This is a genomic window from Streptomyces violaceusniger Tu 4113 (assembly GCF_000147815.2).
GTDB classification, from domain to species: Bacteria; Actinomycetota; Actinomycetes; order Streptomycetales; family Streptomycetaceae; genus Streptomyces; species Streptomyces violaceusniger_A.
Genome location: NC_015957.1, coordinates 10344184 through 10365526, shown reverse-complemented (window position 1 = coordinate 10365526; position 21343 = coordinate 10344184). Strand labels below are relative to the sequence as shown.

General features: G+C 69.4%; 25 protein-coding genes, 1 tRNA gene and 1 pseudogene. 20 read left to right on the top strand and 7 right to left on the bottom strand.

Annotated features, from left to right (window positions below; genetic code table 11):
* The first annotated feature begins 51 nt into the window (after positions 1 to 51).
* The 5 genes from STRVI_RS42355 to STRVI_RS55290 all read left to right on the top strand — a co-directional run bounded on the left by STRVI_RS42355 (position 52) and on the right by STRVI_RS55290 (position 2685).
* Positions 52 to 1596, top strand: a complete 1545-nt coding sequence (locus tag STRVI_RS42355; protein ID WP_014061720.1) for an alpha/beta hydrolase — start codon at positions 52 to 54, stop codon at positions 1594 to 1596.
* A gap of 103 nt (positions 1597 to 1699) precedes the next feature.
* Positions 1700 to 1773 (top strand) — tRNA-Thr (locus tag STRVI_RS42350).
* Between the two features lie 169 nt (positions 1774 to 1942).
* Positions 1943 to 2134 carry a hypothetical protein gene (locus STRVI_RS55300; RefSeq protein ID WP_043237444.1) on the top strand — a complete coding sequence of 64 codons (192 nt, stop codon included), beginning with the start codon at positions 1943 to 1945 and terminating at the stop codon, positions 2132 to 2134.
* Positions 2135 to 2182: 48 nt separating this feature from the next.
* Positions 2183 to 2344 carry a hypothetical protein gene (locus tag STRVI_RS55295; protein WP_251982837.1) on the top strand — a complete coding sequence of 54 codons (162 nt, stop codon included), beginning with the start codon at positions 2183 to 2185 and terminating at the stop codon, positions 2342 to 2344.
* Positions 2341 to 2685: a transposase gene (locus tag STRVI_RS55290; protein WP_043237442.1), complete on the top strand. Its 345-nt coding sequence runs from the start codon at positions 2341 to 2343 to the stop codon at positions 2683 to 2685. Before STRVI_RS55295 ends, STRVI_RS55290 begins: the two co-directional genes overlap by 4 nt.
* Before the next feature lie 124 nt (positions 2686 to 2809).
* Here the strand turns inward: STRVI_RS55290 and STRVI_RS42335 are convergent, their stop codons facing one another.
* The gene (locus tag STRVI_RS42335; protein ID WP_014061719.1) at positions 2810 to 3199 is read right to left on the bottom strand and encodes an ATP-binding protein; all 390 of its coding nucleotides are present in this window, start codon (positions 3197 to 3199) and stop codon (positions 2810 to 2812) included.
* A 919-nt stretch (positions 3200 to 4118) separates the two neighbouring features.
* Here STRVI_RS42335 and STRVI_RS42330 point away from each other — a divergent pair.
* The gene (locus STRVI_RS42330) at positions 4119 to 4454 is read left to right on the top strand and encodes a MerR family transcriptional regulator (protein ID WP_014061718.1); all 336 of its coding nucleotides are present in this window, start codon (positions 4119 to 4121) and stop codon (positions 4452 to 4454) included.
* A gap of 217 nt (positions 4455 to 4671) precedes the next feature.
* On the opposite strand, the gene STRVI_RS42325 is transcribed toward STRVI_RS42330, so the two are convergent.
* A complete protein-coding gene (locus STRVI_RS42325; protein WP_014061717.1) occupies positions 4672 to 5232 on the bottom strand; it encodes a hypothetical protein in 561 nt (186 codons plus the stop codon).
* 459 nt (positions 5233 to 5691) lie between these two features.
* On the opposite strand from STRVI_RS42325, the gene trhA reads away from it, so the two are divergent.
* The 5 genes from trhA (at position 5692) to STRVI_RS42300 (ending at position 9554) form a co-directional block, all read left to right on the top strand.
* Positions 5692 to 6279 (top strand): PAQR family membrane homeostasis protein TrhA, encoded by a 588-nt coding sequence (gene trhA, locus STRVI_RS42320; protein ID WP_435532604.1) that lies wholly within the window; start codon positions 5692 to 5694, stop codon positions 6277 to 6279.
* Between the two features lie 417 nt (positions 6280 to 6696).
* Positions 6697 to 6900 carry a cold-shock protein gene (locus tag STRVI_RS42315; RefSeq protein WP_014061715.1) on the top strand — a complete coding sequence of 68 codons (204 nt, stop codon included), beginning with the start codon at positions 6697 to 6699 and terminating at the stop codon, positions 6898 to 6900.
* Between the two features lie 323 nt (positions 6901 to 7223).
* Positions 7224 to 8735: a DEAD/DEAH box helicase gene (locus STRVI_RS42310; protein WP_014061714.1), complete on the top strand. Its 1512-nt coding sequence runs from the start codon at positions 7224 to 7226 to the stop codon at positions 8733 to 8735.
* Positions 8736 to 8781: 46 nt separating this feature from the next.
* Positions 8782 to 9186, top strand: coding sequence for a CBS domain-containing protein (locus STRVI_RS42305; RefSeq protein WP_014061713.1), 405 nt, complete (start codon positions 8782 to 8784; stop codon positions 9184 to 9186).
* Positions 9187 to 9242: 56 nt separating this feature from the next.
* Positions 9243 to 9554: an SCO5918 family protein gene (locus STRVI_RS42300; RefSeq protein WP_014061712.1), complete on the top strand. Its 312-nt coding sequence runs from the start codon at positions 9243 to 9245 to the stop codon at positions 9552 to 9554.
* 105 nt (positions 9555 to 9659) lie between these two features.
* On the opposite strand, the gene STRVI_RS42295 is transcribed toward STRVI_RS42300, so the two are convergent.
* The gene (locus STRVI_RS42295; RefSeq protein WP_014061711.1) at positions 9660 to 10019 is read right to left on the bottom strand and encodes a hypothetical protein; all 360 of its coding nucleotides are present in this window, start codon (positions 10017 to 10019) and stop codon (positions 9660 to 9662) included.
* A 244-nt stretch (positions 10020 to 10263) separates the two neighbouring features.
* Between STRVI_RS42295 and STRVI_RS42290 the strand changes: the two genes are divergently transcribed.
* From STRVI_RS42290 to STRVI_RS42275, 4 genes are all read left to right on the top strand, one after another.
* Positions 10264 to 10875, top strand: coding sequence for a dihydrofolate reductase family protein (locus STRVI_RS42290; RefSeq protein ID WP_014061710.1), 612 nt, complete (start codon positions 10264 to 10266; stop codon positions 10873 to 10875).
* Positions 10876 to 11814: 939 nt separating this feature from the next.
* Positions 11815 to 12738, top strand: a complete 924-nt coding sequence (locus tag STRVI_RS42285) for an alpha/beta fold hydrolase (protein WP_014061709.1) — start codon at positions 11815 to 11817, stop codon at positions 12736 to 12738.
* Positions 12739 to 12817: 79 nt separating this feature from the next.
* Positions 12818 to 14026 carry a sensor histidine kinase gene (locus tag STRVI_RS42280; RefSeq protein WP_014061708.1) on the top strand — a complete coding sequence of 403 codons (1209 nt, stop codon included), beginning with the start codon at positions 12818 to 12820 and terminating at the stop codon, positions 14024 to 14026.
* Positions 14023 to 14682 (top strand): response regulator, encoded by a 660-nt coding sequence (locus STRVI_RS42275; RefSeq protein ID WP_014061707.1) that lies wholly within the window; start codon positions 14023 to 14025, stop codon positions 14680 to 14682. Before STRVI_RS42280 ends, STRVI_RS42275 begins: the two co-directional genes overlap by 4 nt.
* An 82-nt stretch (positions 14683 to 14764) precedes the next feature.
* On the opposite strand, the gene STRVI_RS42270 is transcribed toward STRVI_RS42275, so the two are convergent.
* Together STRVI_RS42270 and STRVI_RS55285 are read right to left on the bottom strand one after the other, a co-directional pair.
* Positions 14765 to 15442 carry a DUF4232 domain-containing protein gene (locus tag STRVI_RS42270; protein WP_208949204.1) on the bottom strand — a complete coding sequence of 226 codons (678 nt, stop codon included), beginning with the start codon at positions 15440 to 15442 and terminating at the stop codon, positions 14765 to 14767.
* Between the two features lie 123 nt (positions 15443 to 15565).
* Positions 15566 to 15978 (bottom strand): annotated as a pseudogene (locus tag STRVI_RS55285) (ArsR/SmtB family transcription factor).
* Here STRVI_RS55285 and STRVI_RS42265 point away from each other — a divergent pair.
* Together STRVI_RS42265 and STRVI_RS42260 are read left to right on the top strand one after the other, a co-directional pair.
* Positions 15962 to 17032: an MFS transporter gene (locus STRVI_RS42265; RefSeq protein WP_106685806.1), complete on the top strand. Its 1071-nt coding sequence runs from the start codon at positions 15962 to 15964 to the stop codon at positions 17030 to 17032. The pseudogene STRVI_RS55285 and the gene STRVI_RS42265 sit on opposite strands and share 17 nt — an antisense overlap.
* A gap of 98 nt (positions 17033 to 17130) precedes the next feature.
* Entirely contained in the window at positions 17131 to 18030 is a 900-nt protein-coding gene (locus tag STRVI_RS42260) for an RNA polymerase sigma factor SigF (protein ID WP_043237440.1), read from the top strand.
* A 186-nt stretch (positions 18031 to 18216) separates the two neighbouring features.
* On the opposite strand, the gene STRVI_RS42255 is transcribed toward STRVI_RS42260, so the two are convergent.
* Positions 18217 to 18384 carry a hypothetical protein gene (locus tag STRVI_RS42255; protein ID WP_014061703.1) on the bottom strand — a complete coding sequence of 56 codons (168 nt, stop codon included), beginning with the start codon at positions 18382 to 18384 and terminating at the stop codon, positions 18217 to 18219.
* A gap of 165 nt (positions 18385 to 18549) precedes the next feature.
* On the opposite strand from STRVI_RS42255, the gene STRVI_RS42250 reads away from it, so the two are divergent.
* From STRVI_RS42250 to STRVI_RS42240, 3 genes are read left to right on the top strand one after another with little or no spacing between them, the layout of a single operon-like run.
* A complete protein-coding gene (locus tag STRVI_RS42250) occupies positions 18550 to 18906 on the top strand; it encodes a PRC-barrel domain-containing protein (protein WP_014061702.1) in 357 nt (118 codons plus the stop codon).
* 39 nt (positions 18907 to 18945) lie between these two features.
* Positions 18946 to 19116, top strand: a complete 171-nt coding sequence (locus STRVI_RS55280; protein ID WP_014061701.1) for a hypothetical protein — start codon at positions 18946 to 18948, stop codon at positions 19114 to 19116.
* Entirely contained in the window at positions 19113 to 20330 is a 1218-nt protein-coding gene (locus STRVI_RS42240; RefSeq protein ID WP_014061700.1) for a glycosyl hydrolase family 8, read from the top strand. Before STRVI_RS55280 ends, STRVI_RS42240 begins: the two co-directional genes overlap by 4 nt.
* Here the strand turns inward: STRVI_RS42240 and STRVI_RS42235 are convergent.
* Complete coding sequence (locus STRVI_RS42235; protein WP_014061699.1) at positions 20305 to 21342, bottom strand: polyprenyl synthetase family protein; 1038 nt, start codon at positions 21340 to 21342, stop codon at positions 20305 to 20307. The two genes, STRVI_RS42240 and STRVI_RS42235, sit on opposite strands and share 26 nt — an antisense overlap.
* Position 21343 lies beyond the last annotated feature (1 nt).

Here is a 21343-nt window from a genome sequence, read left to right as displayed (position 1 = left end):
TCCGACCGGTGCGATCCCGCGACTCGACCGCGCGAACCGAGGGATCAGCCCATGAACGCCCCGCACAGCAGCCGCCCGCTCCGGACCCTCGGCGCCGCCCTCGCCTCCGCCGCCCTGCTGTCCTCCGGCTGCTCCGCGGACGCCTCCTCGCCGCCCGCCGCGTCGATGTCGAAGAAGGCCGTCCCCGCCGCCCTCAGGCCGTACTACGAGCAGTCGCTGAGCTGGCGCCCTTGCGGCGGCGCGGACTTCGAATGCGCCACGCTCAAGGCCCCACTCGACTACGCGAGACCCGGCACCGGCCGGGACCTGAGACTCGCCGTCTCCCGTAAGAAGGCGACCGGCCCCGGCCGCCCCCTCGGCTCGCTCCTGGTGAACCCCGGCGGCCCCGGCGGCTCCGCGGTCGGCTATCTGCAGAGCTTCGCGGCCGTGGGCTACCCGACCCGGGTGCGCGCCCGCTACGACATGGTGGCGATGGACCCGCGCGGCGTGGCCGACAGCGAGCCCGTCACCTGTCTGAGCAACAAGCAGATGGACGCCTTCACCCAGACCGACCAGACGCCCGACGGCCGCGGCGAGACCACTCGTCTCGTCGCCGCCTACAAGAAGTTCGCCCACGGCTGCGCGGCCCGCTCCGGCCGGATCCTCCGCCATGTCTCGACGGTCGAGGCGGCCCGCGACATGGATGTGCTGCGCGCCGCGCTGGGCGACCGGAAGCTCCATTACCTCGGCGCCTCCTACGGCACCTTCCTCGGCGCGACTTACGCCGACCTCTACCCGCACCGCGTCGGCCGTCTCGTCCTCGACGGCGCCCTCGACCCGACGCTGTCCTCCCGGCGCATCAACCGCGACCAGACCGCCGGTTTCGAAACCGCCTTCACCGCCTTCGCCGAGGACTGCGTACGCCGCACCGGCTGCCCCCTCGGCACCGGCTCCGTGGCCGCCGCCCGCGACCGGCTCAGCGCCTTCTTCACCCGCCTCGACTCCCACCCGGTCCCCACCGGCGAGTCCCGCGCCCTGGGCGAGCCCCTCGCCACCATGGGCGTGATCTCCGCCATGTACGACGAGACCGCCTGGCCCCAGTTGCGCACCGCCCTCCGCTCCGCGATGCGCGGCCACGGCGGCGGTCTGCTCAGCCTGGCCGACCTCTACTACGAGCGCGACACCGACGGCTCGTACGCCAACCTCATGTACGCCAACCCCGCCGTCAACTGCCTCGACCTCCCACCCGCCTTCCGCACCCCCGCCGAGGTCAAGAAATCCCTCCCCGCCTTCCGGAAGGCATCCCCCGTCTTCGGCGGTGCCCTCGCCTGGGCGGCCCTGAACTGCGCCTACTGGCCTGTCCGCCCGACCGGCAACCCTCACGCCCTGCACGCCAAGGGCGCCGCCCCCATCGTCGTCGTCGGCACCACCCGCGACCCCGCCACCCCCTACCCCTGGGCCCGCGCCCTGGCCGCCCAGCTCTCCTCCGCCACCCTCCTCACCTACGACGGTGACGGCCATACGGCCTACGGCCGCGGCAGTAGCTGCATCGACAACGCGATCAACACCTACCTCCTCACCGGCCGCCCGCCCACCCCCCACACCCGCTGCCGCTGACCAGCCCCGGCCTCGCCTGGGCCCTACCCGACCCCGTACGGAGCACCCCTCGAAACTGTGTAGACTTGGCGACGCTGATGCTGCCAATCTGGCACCGCAGCATGCCGCCTTAGCTCAGTCGGCCAGAGCGACGCACTCGTAATGCGTAGGTCTCGGGTTCGAATCCCGAAGGCGGCTCAAGAAGGCCCAGGTCAGAGCCTTGAAAGCCCCCCACGAAGATCGTGGGGGGCTTTTTCTGCGCCCAGATGGGAACATCCTGGGAACGGCATTCTCCGATAAGTCTTCTATGTCTTGATTTTTGCTAATCGAAGACGGGCCGAGGGTAGCCTGCTGCCGACTGGAGGCGTTGACCGCCGAGCACCTGATTCACCCGCGTCGCCGCGGCGAACGCGAGGCGCTGCGGGTCCTGCTGGCCACCCGTCAGGGCGCCGTCACCTCGTGCGCGGCGGCGATCAATCACCTCAAGGCGCTGATCGTGTCCGCGCCCGAGGACCTGCGGGCCGAGCTGCGCGGCGAGGGCCGCAAGGCGGTGATATAGCACTGCGCCAAGCTCCGGGAGCGGCCGATCCAGGCCATCGAGCCCCGGATGACCGCGCGTGCACTGCGGTCCACCGCCGTTCGGGTCCAGGCGTTGCGAGCGGAGGCGGAGGAGCTGGAGGCCGAGATCGTCGTACTGGTCGAGGCGATGGCGCCCAAGCTGCTGCGGTTGCGCGGCGTGGGTCGATCAGCGCGGGTCAGATCCTGGTGAGCTGGTCGCACCCGGGCCGCTTCCGGTCCGAGGCCGCGTTTGCGGCGTTCGCCGGCACGCCGCCGATCCCCGCGTCCTCCGGCCTGACCAACCGCCACCGGCTGAACCGGAGGTGCGACCGGCAACTCAACCGGGCGCTGCACACCATCGTGCTGATCCGCATGCGCATCGACCCAGCAACCAAGGTCTACATTCAGCGGCGGACCACCGAGGGCAAGTCGCCTCGGGAGGCCCGGCGCTGCTTGAAGCGGGCCATCGCCCGCCAGGTCGTTGAACTGCTCGAACGGGGGCCGGCCGAGGAGAGCTTGACGGCCGCCAACAACCTCGCGATGGCCGCTTGACGGATATAGCAGCCTCGGAAACCGGCGCTGCAGGCAGCCGTCACGGCTGTCGGTACAGCGGTTATCGGTGAGATTGACCTTGGGGAGGCCACCGGTCACGCCGGGCGGCGGCGGCGCCTTGGCGCTACCGGGCGAGGAGGGCGCTTACGGTCTTGCCGCCGGCCGTGTGGCCGGTCACCGTGGTGGCGCGGGCGAGGCGGTTGACCATGGGCCAGCCGAAGCCTCCGGTGCCGCCGTTCAGGTCGGAGGTGCGCATGCGCGGGGCCTGCGGGCTGCGGTCGTGCACGGCCACCTCGATGTTGTCCGGGTGCGCGGTCAGGTCCAGGGTGCAGGTGCCGCCGCCGTGGCGCAGGGCGTTGGTGACGAGCTCCGAGACGACCAGGACCACGGTGTCGGCAGCCTCGGCTGCGATCGGTTGTACGAGACCTTCGAGGAAATCCCGGGCGCTCTCGCGTGCGCCGGCGACGGATGTCGCGGAGCGGACGGTTGCGACGCTGACGCTCATCGTGTCCATCAGGTCACCCTGGTCTCTGTCGTCAATGCCCGGTCCAGTCTGCCTGGGCTTGTGCCCCGGCCTGCGGCCGGTTAACCCGTCGGCAGTGACGGCCTCGCGCCTGCCCTCGTCGCTGTTCGAGGTCGACTACCTCCCTGCCGAACTCGCGGAAATCTATGTCGGCCGGAGTAGACATTGGGCGGTGGTGTGGTTATGGTTTCTCTCGTAGCCCAGAGAGACAGCAGGGCCTGGCAGAGACGAACTGCCGGGCAGCAGTACCCGCAGTTGCAGTTCGCAGGACGGTGCGGTGGTGGAGTTCCGAAGCCAGGGTTGTTGCAGGACGGCGACGGGACTGACGGCCGGACCGGGTGGCCCGCAGTGATCAGGGGCCGCCGTGAGCAGTACCGCAGTTAACGCAAGTGCAGTACCCGTAAGTGCAGTTCGCAGTACCCAGCAGTGAAGTCAGTGAGCAGCACCTCGGTAAAGGCGTCGGCTGCGGGCGCGCGTACCGGGAAGTTCGGCAGTGGGGTTCTAAGCCAGAGCAGACGCAGGACGGGCGACGGGGCTGGCTGCCGAAGAGTGGCGCTGTCGCAGGCCACTGGGTAGTTCGCATCACCAGCAGTTCGCAGTAGAGCAGTACCAGCAGTACGCAGTCCCCCGCTTGGTAAGTAGTTGATCACCGAGGGAAGAACGGAGGAGCCAGGCGCCATCAGGATCGCCCGGGCGGAAGTCTTGAGTCCGGGTACCGCAGGACATCGATAGTGAGGTGGTCTCCGGTCAAGCAACCGCGATCCCCGCATTCCCTGCCCTCTCCCGGGTGGGCGTGCGGACACAGAAGGCCGGCGCGGCACTAGGGCCGGCAGATGGTGTAGCAGTTCCTTCGGGGCCTTGGTGCCAGTACGGCACCAAGGCCCCTCCACGCGTTCCACAGAGAGGTGCAATGACAGCAGACGATTCATTCGGCCGTCTCGATGACGACGACTACCCCGCCTACACGATGGGCCGGGCCGCCGAGATGCTCGGCACCACCCAGGGCTTCCTCCGCGCCGTCGGCGAAGCCCGCCTGATCACCCCACTGCGCTCCGAAGGCGGCCACCGCCGCTACTCCCGCTACCAACTGCGCATCGCCGCCCGAGCCCGCGAACTCGTCGACCAGGGCACCCCCATCGAGGCCGCCTGCCGCATCGTCATCCTCGAAGACCAACTCGAGGAAGCCCAGCGCATCAACGCCGAATACCGCCGCACCGCCGAATCGGCGGGACCGCCCGTGGCTTGAGGCAGCGCGCCCGCCGGGTACCGGCAGGTCCCCGCACACACGTGTCAGGGTGTGACGCAGGGTCGTCTCCCATGGTGGCAGGGTGCGGAAGACGCGCCATGTCCCGTCCGGGCTGGCTGTCATGGTTCGGAAGGTCCCCTTCGCCCACGTCAACCGTGAAGGGGTTCAATGCGGAGAAGAGCTTCAGCTCCATCCCGCAGGACGGCGGAGCAGACGTTCAGACACTCTTCCAGGCTTCGAGGAAGGCTTTGCGTCCAGTGGGATCGTCCGACCTGCCGTCGGCGTGCAGCACGCGCCAGGCGGTGAGTTCGAGATCTCGGAGCCATAGTTCTCCGATGACCTGTGCCTTGAGGTCGGGAAGGTGGTCGGACTCGGCGAGGGCTTGACCGATCACCTCCCCGGCCGCGACGCGTTGGGGCGGGGTCATCTCATCGACAGCCGAGAGGATCTGTCGGGCCAGGGCGGTTCCTTCGCCTGCCAGGGATTGAAGCACCTCAGCCTTGATGTTGGCGGGTAGCAGGTAGGCGGCGCCCGAAGACCTCCACAGGTCCAACCAGAAGCGTTCGCCTGCCTCGGTGGGAGCAGGGAGCGCGGCCAGCAGCCCGAGGAGATGACCGATGGCCGCGTAGCCACCGGAGTGAGCAGCTGCGACGACTGCGATGCCGGCGACGCGCTCCACATCGAGATGGCTGGCTTCGAGGTCTGGAGCCAGACCCAACTGGAGTTCCAACTGGTCTGCGAGGGGGGCGGATACGTGTGGGCGGACTTCAGGAAGCATCGGCGATCCTTGCGGGTAGGCGAGCAGTGGTGCCCGTTCGGAAGCCCTGATCTTTCCCACGATCGGCCGATCTACTCAGCCTCGGGGGCCCATCGGCGGGACCAAGAAGACCGGGGTCCACACGGCGGAGAAACAGCCCAGGCCCGGCGACTTGGGCCTAAATTTCAGGCCAACCTCTCGAAAGGGCTGTCCTGTGAGGTCTCTTAGCATGAGCGCATGATTGCCAGCGACGCCCAGGAGTCCGGGGGAGGACGGGAAGCCATGTGCCGTGACGCCGCTGAGGTCGAATGTGGCCACGTCGCCTCAGAGTGTGGAGAACACCGCGAAGTCGGGCTGGCCCCCGGGCCACAATGTGACGATGCAGGAGAAAAGGGTCACTCGGTTGCCGCTCTGGTGGAGCAGGCGGCCGACCTGGCAGAACCGATCAAGCCGAGGTTGCGTGGCTGGCTCCATGCCGGAATGGTCCCCACCGCGCTGATCGCAGGCATCCTACTCATCTGCCTGGCCGGCACCCCGCAGGCGGCCTGGGCCTGCGCCGTGTACGCGGTCACCGCCTGGCTGCTGTTCGCAACGAGCGCCCTCTACCACCGCGGCACCCGGGGGCCGCTCGGCGAGGCTCTTCTGCGACGTCTGGACCACGCCAACATTTTCCTGATCATCGCCGGCACCTGCACCCCCCTGGCCGTGCTTCTCCTGCCGCCGGACCAGAGGTCCATGCTGCTGTGGATCGTATGGACGGGCGCATTGGCCGGTATCGCGTTCCGGGTCCTGTGGGTCGGAGCTCCGCGCTGGTTGTACACCCCGTGCTACCTGGCCCTGGGGTGGGCACCGGTGCGCTACCTGCCCGACTTCCTGCATACCGGCGGAGCGGCCGTACTCACCCTGATCGTGGTCGGCGGTCTCCTCTACAGCGCGGGTGCAGTCGTCTACGCCCTGAAGCGCCCCGACCCCTCACCCCGCTGGTTCGGCTTTCACGAGGTGTTCCACGCGCTGACCGTGGCAGCCTTCACCGCGCACTACATCGCCATCTTTCTGGCCATCTCCTGACCGCGCCCCCGATCTGTTGTGTCGAGATCGGCTACACAGGCGGACGCCGGGCGAGATGGTGCCACCGGAACAGTTGTGCCCTCCGAGCCGTGAGCAGCGCCCGCCTTTCCTGAAACGCTACGGTCTGGTTGGGGCAGTATCTATGACCGCGAGATGAGGGTTTAACCCGCAGTGCGGGGAGTGTTTTTATGGCAGCCAACGGAGTGGAGTTATTTACCGTACATGGGCCGCTACCTCATGCTACTGTCGATCTCAGTTGCAGTTGTGGTTCCCAAAAACTTGCAAGCTCCTTCGCCGGAATTTCCCGGCCACTGGAAGCTTTTGTATTGTCGGTCTTTTTCCGGACGGGGCATCATCGCGGCGACCCGGCATCCGCGCATCGCGGGTCCCGGCGTACTGCCCCAAAGGAGATATGACGTGGCGTCAGGCACCGTGAAGTGGTTCAACGCGGCCAAGGGTTTCGGCTTCATCGAGCAGGACGGTGGGGGCGCCGACGTGTTCGCCCACTTCTCGAACATCGCCGCCGAGGGCTTCCGTGAGCTGCTCGAAGGCCAGAAGGTCACCTTCGACGTCGCGGCGGGCCAGAAGGGCCCGACGGCCGAGAACATCGTTCCCGCCTGACGCTGACGCGGACTTCGTAGCTGGGCCCGCATCCCTCGGGGTGCGGCCCCAGCTACGGACATTTCCCACAGCGGCGTCACCTGTTGGACAACACTGCCCGCAGCCCCATCCTCAGGGATGCGCGCCTTTTCGGAGCTGTACCGGTCGACGTCCGGGATTTCACGTCCACATGAAGTCACCTATTCCATAGCTTGCATCCTGCACCGGATTCACTGCAAGCCACATTCCTTTTCGCATTCCATTCGGTTCGTTCTTGTGATTCCCCGCGCTGCTCTTTCGCTGCGGGAATTCCTTGATACGCGCCGTATCAAGGAAGGTTCTCGATGAACCCCACACGTACGAACGGCCGTTCCTCCCGCCCCCGCCGGACCGAGGGCCCCGCTTTCGGGTCCGGCGCCGGTTCGAGGCGGGGCGCCCGCTTCGGCTCGCCCGCCCCGACCCGTTCCGGCGGTCCGGGCCGCTCGGGTGGCCACGGCCGGCGGCCCGCCGCGGTCCAGGGTGAGTTCGCCCTGCCGAAGACGATCACTCCGGCGCTGCCCGCGGTCGAGGCGTTCGCCGACCTCGACATGCCCAAGCAGCTGCTAGCCACACTGACCGCGCAAGGCGTGAGCGTCCCGTTCCCGATCCAGGGTGCGACCCTGCCCAACACCCTCGCGGGCCGCGACGCCCTGGGACGCGGGCGCACCGGCTCCGGCAAGACCCTCGCCTTCGGCCTGGCACTGCTGGCCCGCACCGCCGGGCAGCGCGCCGAGCCCCGCCAGCCGCTGGCCCTGGTCCTCGTGCCGACGCGTGAGCTTGCCCAGCAGGTGACCGACGCACTCACCCCCTACGCCCGCTCGGTGAAGCTGCGGCTTGCGACCGTCGTCGGCGGAATGCCGATCGGCAGGCAGGCCAATGTGCTGCGGGGCGGCGCCGAGGTTGTCGTTGCGACGCCGGGCCGGCTCAAGGACCTCATCGACCGCGGTGACTGCCGACTGAACCAGGTAGCGATCACCGTCCTGGACGAGGCCGATCAGATGGCCGACATGGGCTTCATGCCCCAGGTCACCGCGCTCCTGGACCAGGTACGCCCCGAGGGCCAGCGCATGCTGTTCTCCGCCACCCTCGACCGCAACGTCGACCGCCTGGTCCGCCGTTACCTCACCGACCCGGTCGTCCACTCCGTCGACCCGTCCGCAGGTGCGGTCACCACGATGGAGCATCACGTGTTGCACGTCCACGGCGCCGACAAGCACCGGACGACGACCGAGATCGCGGCCCGCGAAGGCAGGGTGATCATGTTCCTGGACACCAAGCACGCCGTCGACCGGCTGACACAAGACCTGCTGAACAGCGGGGTGCGGGCCGCCGCGCTGCACGGCGGCAAGTCGCAGCCCCAGCGCACCCGGACCCTGGCCCAGTTCAAGACCGGACACGTCACCGTGCTCGTGGCCACGAACGTCGCCGCCCGCGGCATCCACGTCGACGACCTCGACCTCGTCGTCAATATCGACCCGCCGACCGACCACAAGGACTACCTGCACCGCGGCGGCCGAACCGCGCGGGCCGGGGAGTCCGGCAGCGTCGTCACCCTGGTCACCCCCAACCAGCGCCGGGACATGACCCGCCTCATGACAGCGGCCGGCATCGTGCCCCGGACCACGCAGGTCCGCTCCGGTGAAGAGGCACTCGGCCGCATCACCGGCGCCCAAGCCCCCTCCGGCATCCCCGTGACGATCACCGCGCCGGTAGTCGAGCGGCGTAAGCGCAGCGCGGCCTCACGCGGCCGGCGCAGCCCCGCTTCGGCGGCCCGGCGCATGACAGCGCGGCAGACCTCCTTCGACGCGGCGGCCTAGAAACTTCGTGATCAGGAAACTGGCCCACCACTGCAGGAGGCACCTTTTGACGCTGGTTCAGATGCAGCCCCGCTCGATGAGTGCCACCCCCGTGCACAGGACGGTGGCCGACGCCATGAACACCGCCGGACCGCAGGTCTGTGACGACATGACCGTCGAGGTGGCCCTGTCCGTCATGGCAAGCGCCCGCACCGGGCATCTGCTTGTCTGCGACGACAGCGGCCTGTGCATCGGACTGGTCACCCAGGCTCAGCTCACCGCAGCCCGTGACGGCTCCACGTACACGGACCGGCTCCAGCTGCGGGACATCCTCGGCGACCGAGGACCGTTCACCTCGCCCGTGACCACCATGGCCGAAGCCGAGCACGCGATGCGCTACAGCCACGTCGATGCCCTGCCAGTGGTCGACGAACACGGCAGCGCCTTGGGCGTCCTCGCCCTTGCCCGCTGAACCGCCTCAACCGCGGCAGAACCACTCCCTCTTCGTTCCTCCCCCTGTGAGGCATCATGCGCTGTGTCATCGCCCGCTTCCCGTTCGACCTCACCAAGAGCGGCGTCCTGGAATCCATGAAGGGCATCAAGCCCGAGCAGGCTTCCGGTGAGTCCGTGATCATCGGCCGCCGCACCTACCCCGTCAAACAGGTCGGCCAAGTCATCACACGCCAGGACCGCCGCGACTTCAGCGCCGGCGAAGTCCTCCGAGCCATGACCCAGCTCGGCTTCACCTGCCGCGAACTTCCCCAGGCCCCCGCACCCACCCGCGTTCTCAACCCGCTCCAACAGGCTTCCGCGATGCTCGGCGCCCCTGTGGCCGCTTGACCGACGGGCGGGCGCGAGCCGGCGTCAAAGCAGTGGTGAGGGTCCGACCGGGGTGCGCCGGTCGGACCCTCACCGCGTACCGAGGTTTCTCGGCGCGGCAATGGGTCAGTGGTCGGAGTAGCTGAAGTCGCCCATCGTCCAGGCACTGACGTCCTTGATCGCCACGCGATACATCCCGCCCGTCTCCGGGATCCCCACCGAACCCTGCAAAATCCGCGCCACATGGAAATGCAGATGCGTGGGCGGCCCCTCCCCGTGCGTCGCAGCGGTGAACACGGCGGAGAAATCTCTCAGGCGGGCCGAGTCCGCCAAAACCTCCGACACCCGCTGCCTCCAGACGACTTCGGGAGCCAGTCGACCCGTGATGACAGCACCACCGGCGACCACTGTCAGAGACATCTGATTGCTGTGCCCGGACTCCACCAGGGCGGCGACGTCAACAAGCAGTTCGTCAGGCTTCGACATGAGAGACGACTTTAATCACCGGCCTTCCGGTCAGCTTCAGCAGTGGTACTCCACGAAAAATCAGGCGAGGGGCGATGCCGACCGGCGGACGCCGAGGTGCCAGGTCCGGACGCTCCTTCAACAGGTCGTCGGTCGTATTGTCGACCGAGGATGCGCCGCGGGGTGACCGATGAGTTACCGCACGTCACGAAGTCTGAAAGGGCGGGGACGGATGTCTCCCTGCCCGAGAGAGAAGTGGTGCCCAATGAGGTTGGTACTGCAGGAGTTCCTGTCGCTGGACGGCGTCTCCCAGGGGCCCGGCTCCCCGGACGAGGACACCAGCGACGGGTTCGCCCAGGGCGGCTGGTTCGTGCCGCACCTGGACGAGGCATTCGACCGCGTGGCCGCCACCTGGCTCGGCAAGGCGGACGCGTTCCTGTTCGGCCGCCGTACGTACGAGAACTTCGCTCGGGACTGGCCGGAGATGACCGACCACCCGAACGCCCGCATTCTGAACGGCTCGCCGAAATACGTCGCCTCCCAGACCCTGACCAAGGTTGGGTGGGAGCCGACCACGATCCTGTCCGGCGACATCCCCGCCCAGGTCGCCGAAGTGAAGCGCCAGCCCGGCCGCGAGCTCCAGATCCACGGCAGCGCCCGGCTCGGCCAGTCCCTGCTGGCAGCCGGCCTGATCGACGAGCTGCGGCTCGCGATCGCCCCGGTGGTCGTGGGCAGCGGACGACACCTGTTCCCGGACGGCGGCACCCCGGCCGGCCTGCGCCTGCTGCACAACGAGACGACGCCGAGCGGAATTGCGGTGCGCGTCTACGAGTCGACGGGCCTTCCGAAGTACGGGACCCACGGGACCGACGCGTAGGCGCCGGACCGGACTGATCGAAACGGGTCGCCGGACGCAGGATCTCCCCGGGCATCCACTGACCCCTTGGAATTGATCCCGCCCCAGCCCCACGAGCGGACCTCGACCTCACTCGTGACTGCGAAGAGTGCCGCGGATGGGGCACCGTGGTCACCACGGAAGGCCGCCACGAACTGTGCCCGGCGTGCCAGCACCCTAGTGAGTCTCACCGCCTGCCCGCGCCCTCGCGGGCAGCCGCCCCTTCCGAGGCGCATTGACGTCGCCGCTCCGAACGTGGCTCCTGTGGCACCCGCCACAACTCTCGTATGCGCACGCTAAGCTACCGGTGTGCGGCTGACCTGCGAAAACGGTCACTGGCTCGACCTCGGGCGCAGGGGAAGCGAGCCCGCGTTCATCTCGATGCCGGTGCGAAGCTCCCCAGTTCGGCCCCCCTCTCCGACCAGCAACGCTGCCGCTCAGCACGTTCCTGGGGCCAGCGCACGGGAACGGAGGGGAACCTGGTGGGAACGGAAGGATCGGGAACGATGCGGCAAGGCCGAGCGAGGGCGGCCACCCGCACCCACCCTGACCTGCAACGTTCCCGAGAATCAGGTCATGTTGATCAAGAGCGGGATGATCACGTGCTGACTCGTCATGCGTAGGTCAGGGGTTCGATTCCCTTAGGCGGCTCACTTGAGGCCCGGGTCACATTTTCTGTGACCCGGGCCTTTTGCGTTTGGCTCAGATGCCGTGACCTGGCTCGCGTCGGGCCTTGTACGCGGGGCTGTCCCCCGTGCGAGCTACGGGTAGGTGTCCACCGTGTGGTGACGATTCCGGGGGGCCGGATCCGTAGCGTTCGGGATCGCCGCGGCGCTTCGGCTGCGGATGTGGCGGCGCATTGCGTCGACCGCCACGGAAAAGCAGCCTTTTCGGCGTCAATTCTCTTACTGGGGAGCAAACATGGTCCGCAATGGTCGGCTGTCTGCCGTGATCGCGCTGTCGTGTGCCGTGGCAGGTGTGGGGCTTGTCGGCTGTGAGGACTCCGCGAAGGCGGATGCGGAGGCGTCCGGCGGCGGGAAGTCCACGGCTGCTCCGGGGAAGGCGGCTGATGAGGGCTTGTTCACCGGTACCAAGAAGATCGAGGTCGGCGGCCGGTTGGTGAACGTGTCCTGTTCGGGGACTTCGGCGGACGCCAGGCCGGTCATCATGCTGGTGGCCGGGGGTGGCGACGGGCTGGAGAAGGTGGCCGGGATTCAGAAGACCCTGAGTGAGAAGAATCGGGTCTGTGCCTATGACCGGTTCGGCGAAGGGGCCAGTGATCAGCCCGATGGGCCTCAGACGCTCGAGAGCACGGGGAAGGTCCTGACCGCCGTGCTCGATCGTGTCGCCGGTGACCGTCCGGTCGTGCTGGCGGGACATTCGCTGGGCGGGCTGATCGCCGCCCGGTATGCCCCCGACCATCAGGACAGGGTGAAGGGGCTGGTCCTGATGGACGCCACCTCGCCGACGCAGACCGCCGATCTCAACAAGGGAATTCCTGAATCCGCCACCGGCCCGGCGGTCGCATTGCGTGATCAGACCCTCGCGATCCTTCACGGAGGGGAGCCGGAGATGCTCACGGTGCCGGACGGGAAGGTCCGTTCCGCCGGGGACATCCCGGTGGAGGTGATCCACCACGGGAAGCAGTACCTCGCGGCGGTTCCCGAATACGGGCCGGGCCTGGAGCGGGCGTGGTCCAAGGGCCAGCGCAAGTGGCTCGCGGTTTCCAGCCGCAGCAAGCTGAGCACCGCCAAGAACAGCGAGCACTACATCTACGTCGACCAGCCCGACGTCGCCGTCCGTGCGATCGAGCGCGTCACCTCACAGGCCGCGGACCGCGCGTAGGACCCGCGTGGGAGATTTCCCTGCGTAGCGTTCCCTTCGGCCGTGGTGCTCCGGCTGTGGAGGGACGAAGGAGTCGATGATGAGACCGGTGCCGGTGATCGCTGTTCGGCGGGTGCCGGAGCTGTGGCGCCGGTTCGATGTCACGGTCCGGGATCTGCCGCTCGGGCTGCTGATCCTCGCCGGGTCGCTCTTGCCGGCGTTCCACAACCACGGGACGCAGCTCGGCGGGCTGCCGGGCCGCCCCTTCGATGTGCTGGCCATCGTGGCGGTCGCCCTCCAGTGCCTTCCGCTCGCCGTGCGGCGGCGGTTGCCGGTCGTCTGTCTCGCCCTGGTGTCGGTCGGCTTCGCCGTCGACCAGCTCCGCGGCTACCACTCGTTCGCGGGTACCGCGGTGCCCGTCGCGCTGCTGAGCGTGGGGTCGCATCTGGAACGGCACCGGCGCGCCACCCCGCTCCTCTTCTCCGCGGCGTATGTGCCGCTGGCGGTCGCGCTCTACCGGCTCGGTTCGGGCGCCGAATCGCCGGGTGAGTTCGTGCTGTACTACCTGGCGCTGGCCCTCCCGTGGGGCATGGGGTCGTGGCTGCGCTCCACCCGGGCCGCGGAGGCCGAACGCCGCCGCCTTGTCGCCGAGCACACCCGTACCGCCGAACGCGCCCGCATCGCCCGTGAGCTCCACGACGTCGTGACGCACCATGTGACCGCGATGGTCGTGCAGGCCGAGGCGGCACGCTATCTGACCGCCGCGCCCGACCGCCTCGACCAGGCCCTGACCGCCGTCAGCGACACCGGCCGACGGGCCATCACCGATCTGCGGCACCTGCTCGATCTGCTCAACCCCGATTACGGCACCGAGGCCAGGACGCCGGCCGTCGGCAGGCTTCTCACGCTCGTGGAGCAGACCCGGCGGGCCGGGCAGCCGGTGGAGTTCACCGAGGAGGGCACGCCGGCGGAGTCGACCGGCAGCGCCGACCTCGTGGCCTACCGGATCGTGCAGGAGGCTCTGACGAACGCCCTCAAGTACGCTCACGGCAGCCGCACCTCGGTCCAGGTGCACCACGGCGCAAGGGAGATCACCGTGGAGGTCAGCACGGACGGGTCCGGCTCGCGGGCCGGGTCCCCTGGCGGGTCGCCCGGCGGGTCGCCCGGCGGGTCGCCCGGCGGGAGCGGGCGGGGGCTGGCGGGCCTGCGCGAACGGGTCGACGTCCTGGGCGGCGACTTCAGCGCGGGCCTGCGGACTGGCGGCGGCTTCGTCGTACGGGCACGGATACCCGCGAGGAGCCCGTCGTGACCGAGCCGATCCGGGTCCTGGTCTGCGATGACCAGGTGCTGGTCCGCACCGGGCTGGTGACGATCATCGACGCTCAGCGTGACCTCGAAGTGGTGGGCGAGTGCGGGGACGGGCAGACCGCGGTCGAGCTCGCCGGCCGGCTGCGCCCGGAGGTCGTCGTGATGGACGTACGCATGCCGGTGCTCGACGGCATCGAGGCCACCCGCCTGCTGGCCGGTGCCGGGGTGCCGCATCCCGTCAAGGTGCTCGTGGTGACCACGTTCAATCTGGACGAGTACGTCTACGAGGCGCTGCGCGCGGGGGCGAGCGGGTTTCTGCTCAAGGACGCGCCGCCGTCCCAACTGCTCCACGGCATCCGGACCGTGGCCACCGGGGCGGCACTGCTGGATCCCGAGGTGACGCGGCAGCTCGTGGGCACGTACGCCGCCCGCATCCGGCCCGCCGAGGGGCCGCCGCGCGACATCCCGCTGACCCCGCGCGAACTGGAAGTCCTCCGCCTCATCGCGAACGGCCTCTCCAACAGCGAAATCGCCGCGACCCTCGTGATCAGCCAGGAGACCGTCAAGACCTTCGTGTCACGCATCCTCGCCAAGCTCGGCCTCCGCGATCGCGTCCAGGCGGTCGTCTACGCCTACCGCCAGGGTCTGGTGACCTGACGCGCCGCGCGTGGCCGGGGCGCGCGGAACCCCAGCTTGGACCGGGTCCGAGCTGGGGTTCTATGTGTCGTCAGCCGTGCTGTCAGCTGTTGATGGGGGGCTTGGAGGACCAGGCCGTCAGCGACAGGGTGCCGTTGTCGAGGTCCTCGCCGAAGGCGACGGTGCTGTGCGAGTTGCTGCCCGTCGGGGAGATCTGCAGGTACTTCGCGTGGGCGGTCGAGGCGCCGGTGGTGGTCCACACCAGGTCGGCCCAGGCGCTCTTGCCCGGTCCGAGGGTGATCGGGTGGGAGCCCGGGTCGGTGGCGAAGTAGGTGCTGCCGTGGCGGGCGGTGGTCTTGATGGCGGTGTGTCCGGCGCCCTCCAGGGCCAGCCCGGCGTAGCCGCTGATCGCGCAGGTCTGGTCGCCGGTGTTCTTCACCCGCAGGAACGTGCCCCGGTGGTTCATCCCCGCCTGGGAGGTACCGGCCGAGTCCAGGGTCGCCCGCAGCGTCCCCGGCTGGCATTCGGCGGTCGCCTGCGCCTTGTCGGACCCCGAGCCCAGGGCCGTTGCCTGCTTGTCCGACTGGCCCGCCTGGTTGTGGATCGAGGTGTCCGACTGCGACGACTTCGCGGAGGACGATGCGTGGGAGGAGGAGTCCCCCTTGGCGTCGGACGACGAGTCGTTGCTCCCGCAGGCGGTGAGGGCGACGGCCGAGGCGGCGGCGATCAGCGCGGCCACACCGGCCTTGCGGACTCGGCGGTTGAGAATGTGGTGCGACATGACGACCCCCATGGGCTTCCGGTTTGTGCGGTTCCTGCTCACGCACCATCCATGGTGTCGGCCGCCGCTGTCGTTCTCTTAACGACCGCTGCCGATTCGCTAACGTCCGGCTAACGCCCGCCGTCACCCCTCGGCCGGGGTCCAGTCGGCCACGAGGTCCAGGAGACCGGGGAAGCGGGCGTCGAGGTCGGCGATCCGGACGTGGCTGCGGCGCTCCAGGCCGTATTGGCGCTGGCGGGTGATGCCTGCCTCGCGGAGGGCCTTGAAGGGTGGGTGAGCGAGGACTTGGGGCGGTCCAGACCGAACCAGCCGCAGGTGTGATCGAACCGTTCCGATTCGAGGAGGAGTTTGCGCACGATGCGGAGGCGGAGGGGGTCGCTCAGGGCGCCCAGAACCGTCTCCAGGCGGATCTCCTCCACGGCCGGCTCCGGGAGCGGGGGCGGCAGGTCGGGGGGTTCGGGGAGCGCCTTGATGGCGGGGCGGGCGCTTTGGGGTGTTTGCGGTGGGTGGGTGGCTTGAGTGGCCTGGGTGGTCATCGGTGGGTCCAAGGGCACCCTGACGGTGATCTTCGCCTGTTACATCGTCGGGCTGCTCGGTTCGCTGCTGGTCTCGGGCGTGGTGTCGGACCGGGTGGGACGGAAGCCCGTGCTGCTGCCCGCGCTCGGGCTCGCGATGGCGGCATGCGCGATCTTCGTGAGCGCGTCGGCCGTGGCGGCGCTGATCGTGGCGCGGCTGTTCAGCGGGATCGCGGTGGGCGCCGTCGTCTCCGCCGGGATGGCGGCGGTGACCGATGTGGCCGGGCCGGGGCGACGGCGGCTGGCGGCGCTGCCGGCCTCGTGCGCGATGGTGTTCGGGGCCGGGCTGGGGCCGTTGCTCGCCGGGGTGCTGGGCAAGGGCGTGTTCGTCCTGGAGGCGGTGCTGCTGGCGGTGGCCGTCTTGGTCGTGGCGCGGATGCCGGTGCGGCGTCCCGTCCCGCCCGCGAAGGGGGCGTGGGTGCGGATACCCGGGGTGCCGCGGGGGAGCGGCGGGCAACTCCTCATGGGCATCGCCGTCTTCGCGCCCGGCATCACCGCCACCTCCTTCGTGCTGTCCCTCGGGCCGTCGCTGCTCTCGGGGTTGCTGGACACCACCAGCCCGGTGGCCGCGGGGGCCATGGCCTTCGTGATGTTCCTCACCGCGACCGGTGCGCAGCTCGCGGTCCAGCGGCTGGACCGGCGGACGATCCTCCTCGCCGGTGCCGTCAGTACGACGATCGGCATGGGCGCGCTCACCGCCGCCGTCCGCGCCTCCTCCGTACCGCTGCTCGTCGCCGCCGCGCTGCTGGCCGGGGCGGGGCAGGGGATGGGGCAGCTCGGCGGGTTGTCGCTGCTCAACTCCGGTGTTCCGGCGAGTCGTCTGGCGGAGGCCAACGCGGCGCTCAACGTCGGGGGCTACGTGCCCGCGGGCGCGCTGCCGGTAACGGCGGGTTACCTCAGCGATGCGGCGGGGCTGACGACGGGGGCGACCGTCTTCGGGGCCGTTCTCATGGCGTTGGCCCTCGTCGGGGGCCTGGTGGTCCTCGCCGGTCCGGCATCCGTCCGCAGAAAGTAGGCATGGGGGCATGAAGGGTGGGTAGACGGGTCCCCGATCAGCCTATGCATGCAGCCGATACAGGGAGTGCGACGGTGAACGACACGGCAACCGTGACAATGTCGACACTGACGGCAGCCGAAGCTGAGCAAGCACGTGGTGGCCAGGTACGTGACATTGCACTCAATGGAGTTGAGACCGCCGGACCGTCCGATCTGCCCACGGTGGACGATCCGGCAAAGGTGGCGCCCAAGGACGCGAGGGTACTGACCAAGACGTTCCTGGACCGGCTGACGGAGCTGGAGGAGGGGACGCACGAGTACCAGTACGTGCGGAACACCCTCATCGAGCTCAACCTGTCGCTGGTCCGGTACGCCGCCCGGCGGTTCCACAACCGCTCGGTGGAGATGGAGGACATCGTCCAGGTCGGCACCATCGGGCTGATCAAGGCGATCGACCGGTTCGACCTGAGCCGCGAGGTCGAGTTCACCACCTTCGCCGTTCCGTACATCGTCGGCGAGATCAAGCGGTTCTTCCGCGACACCAGCTGGGCGGTGCATGTTCCCCGCCGTCTGCAGGAGTTGCGGATCGATCTCGCCAAGGCGAACGAGGAGCTGTTCCAGCGGCTGGACCGGTCGCCCACCACGGCCGAGCTCGCGGAGCACCTGCAGCTGAGCGAGGACGAGGTCGTCGACGGACTGGTGGCCAGCAACGGCTACCTCACCAGTTCACTGGACGCGCCCGCCGAGCAGGAGAGCGGGGCCACGCGTGTCACCACGTACGCGGACCGGTTCGGCGACGTCGACCCGGCCATGGAGGCCGTGGAGAATCTGCACGCGCTCAAGCCGCTGGTGGAAGAGCTCGGTGAGCGGGACCGCCGCATTCTGCAGCTGAGGTTCGGCGAGGAGATGACGCAGTCGGAGATCGGCGCCGAACTCGGCGTCTCCCAGATGCATGTCTCCCGGCTGCTCAGCCGCGCGCTGAGCCGGCTGCGGCGCGGAATGCTCGCCGAGGAGTAGGCACGTCATGCTCGTCGCGTACGTGTAGAGAATTCCGCTCACCGCCGCATTGGCCGTCACTACAGAACACAGATTGGCCGTCACAACAGAACGCAGAAACACAGACCGAAGGGGCCCGGCCGGAGATTTCTCCGGCCGGGCCCCTTCGGTCTGCGCTGTCCCTGGTTTAACCGCACCGTCTACGGGCTACCAGCGGTACCACCGCCCACGTCGCCCACCGACCGTCGGCCGGACGAGAAAGCCGATCAGCCAGACGGCGAGCACGATGACCGCTATCCACCAGAGCGCCTTCAAGGCGAATCCGGCGCCGAAGAGAAGCAGTGCGAGAAGAAGAACGACTAGCAGCGGAACCATGATTACCTACCTCCTTGACGCCGCGAGTACCCCATCGGGAATCCAGCACACCTCATCAATTCATGCCGTTTCGAACACTCTCGTTACCTCTGGTGGATGGGTGGCGTGGCGTCCCACGGTGAGCGGAGGCAGGCTGGAGGGGCAGAGGTCAGAGGGTGATACGTCATGATCCAGCCAGCCGATATCCGTGAGTGGCGTGACCAGGATGTCGTCGATGAGCAGGGCCGCAAGATCGGGGTGCTCGAGGCGATCTACGTGGCCACCGCCACCGATGAACCCGCCATGGCCACGGTCCGCACCGGACTGCCCACCCGCCACCGGCTGGTGTTCGTCCCGGTGGACGACGCGGTGGTCGGGCCGGGCTATGTGAAGGTCTCCTACACACGGTCGCTGGTGAAGAAGGCCCCCTCGCTCGGCATCGACGATGTGCTGCCCGCGGAGCAGGAGGGGGCGATCTTCGAGCACTACGGGAAGACGTACCAGTCGGGTCCGGGCGGCGGGCGGCAGCTCGCACGCCGCTGATGATCGAGGACGCTTGACGCGCGAGGAGAGGTGTCGGCCGTGGCGCTCTTCCTGTTCCTGGTGATCGTGGCCATCGTGCTCGGCCTCATCGGCTGGGTGGTGCACGGGTTGGGCTATCTGCTGGTCATCGGTGTGGTGGTGCTGGTGATCGACATCGTCCTCGGACTGGTGCGGCTGGCGCGGAGGTCCCGGCGGCACCGGATCCGATGACGGGACGCGATGCGGCCGGCGTCCCGTTCGGGGCGCACTCCGTCCCGTACGCCCCCGGCACGCTCCGGCCCTCCGGCGACCCGGCGGCGGCCGACCGGCAGGTGCTGGAGCACTACCGGCGGTGGAAGGCGTCCTTCCTTCGCGTGGGCGATGAGGTGGGCGGCCGGGGCCGGTGCGCGGTGTTCACGCCCGACGCGGCGTACCCCTTCGTCGCCGAGGCCCAGGGCTACGGACTGGTGATCACCGCGCTGATGGCGGGCGCCGACCCCGACGCCCACGCCCTCTTCGACGGCATCCTCCGGCATGTGCTGGCCCACCCCTCCGTCAACCACCCCGATCTGCACGCCGCCCAGCAGGACGCCGGTGGCCGGGACGTCGGGGGACGGGACTCCGCGACCGACGGCGACCTCGACATCGCGTACGGACTGCTGCTCGCGGACCGGCAGTGGGGCGGCGGCCACGGCGACTACAGGGCGCTCGCACTGCGGCGGATCGACGCCGTCATGGAGCGCGAGGTGCACCCCGGCACCCGGCTGACCAAGCTCGGCGACTGGTCCTCGGGCCGCTTCGACGAGGTCTCCCGTACGTCGGACTGGATGCCGGACCACTTCCGGGCGTTCCGGTCGGCGACCGGCGATCCGCGGTGGGACGAGGTGCTGGACGCGCATCTCTCACTGGCCGGTGCGCTGCGCACCCGCCATGCCCCGGCCACCGGGCTGCTCCCCGACTTCGTCGTGGACACCACATCCGGCGATCCGGGGCCCGCGCCGGGGAAGGTGCTGGAGAGCCCGCATGACGGCGACTACCACTGGAACGCCTGCCGCGTCCCCTGGCGGCTCGGCGCCGACGCGGTGACCAGCGGCGACGCACGGACCCGGGCCGCCGCGCGCGGGCTCAGCCGCTGGGCGAGGACGGCGACGGGCGGTGACCCCGGGGGAATCCGGAGCGGATACCGGCTCGACGGCACGGCCTATGGGGATGCCGGCTCGCCCGCCTTCTTCGCGCCCTTCGCGGTCGCCGCGATGACGGAGGGCGAGAGGGGTGACGAAGGAGACGAGGGGGAGGGCGGGAAGGAGGACGAGGGGGCGCAGAGTTGGCTGGACGCGCTATGGGCGCGGATGTGCGGCTCCCCGCCTGATCCGGCCCGCGCCTACGCGGCCGGGGTGCAACTCCACTCGATGCTGGTGGTCAGCCAGAACTACTGGGTGCCGTAGGAGCGCCCGGCTCGGGCGGCGGAACGGCGTCGGCCCGCCGCACCACCGTCTCGCAGAGCGATTCCAGGGCGGCCCTCGCCGGGCAGTCGGGGAGCGTCGACAGGGCCGCGCGGGCGGCGTCGGCCTGACGGGCTGTCTCCTCGCGGGCCCGGTCCAGGACCGGGTGGGTGCGCAGCCGTGCCACCGCCTCCGCGTACCCCGGCCGATCGGCGGGCCCGGTGAGCAGCTCGTACAGCTCCCGGTCCGCGAGATCCGCACGGCCCGCACGATCCTCAGGATCCATGCGCTCCGGCGCTCCCGCTCCCACCCGCTCCGCCAGCAGCAGCAGCACAGGCAGGGTGGGGCGCCGGGCGGTCGGGGTCGCCAGCTCGTCGGCGAGATGGCTCGCCATGCCCAGCCGTTCGCCGTACCGCGCGAGGGCGTCCACGGCGCTCGGGTCCGCACCCGAGACCAGCGCGCCCAGCCGTCCGGAGACGGCGGTCAGCGCGCCGGTCCGGCCGGCCAGCACCTCCAGATGGTGCTCGACGGGGTCGCGGCCGTCACGCGGTCCGGCCGTCTCCAGGATCTGGCCGGTGACCTGCCGCCGGAACGCCTCGGCCTGGAGCCGTACGGCCTGTGGCCCCAGGTCGGCGAGGATGTGCGAGGCGCGGGCGAAGAGGAAGTCACCGATGAGCACCGCCACGGTGTTGTCCCAGTTGGCGTCCGGGCCCCGGGCGCCGGGCCGTACGGCCGTCTCGTCCCGTACGCCGTCGTGGTAGTGCGTGGCCAGATGGGTCAACTCGACGACGACGGCGGCGGGCACCACGCCCGGCGCGCCGGGGTCGCCGAACCGCGCCGCCAGCAGCACCAGCAGCGGCCGGAGCCGCCGCCCGGCCGTGCGGGTCAGCTCCCGCGCGGCCTCGTTGATGAACGGCACATCGCTCTTGGTGGCCTTCAACAGGCCCTCGTCGACCGCCGCTTGGCCGGCCCGGAGGCCGTCCGCGAGCGCGCGGTCCCGCACGGTCAACTGCATG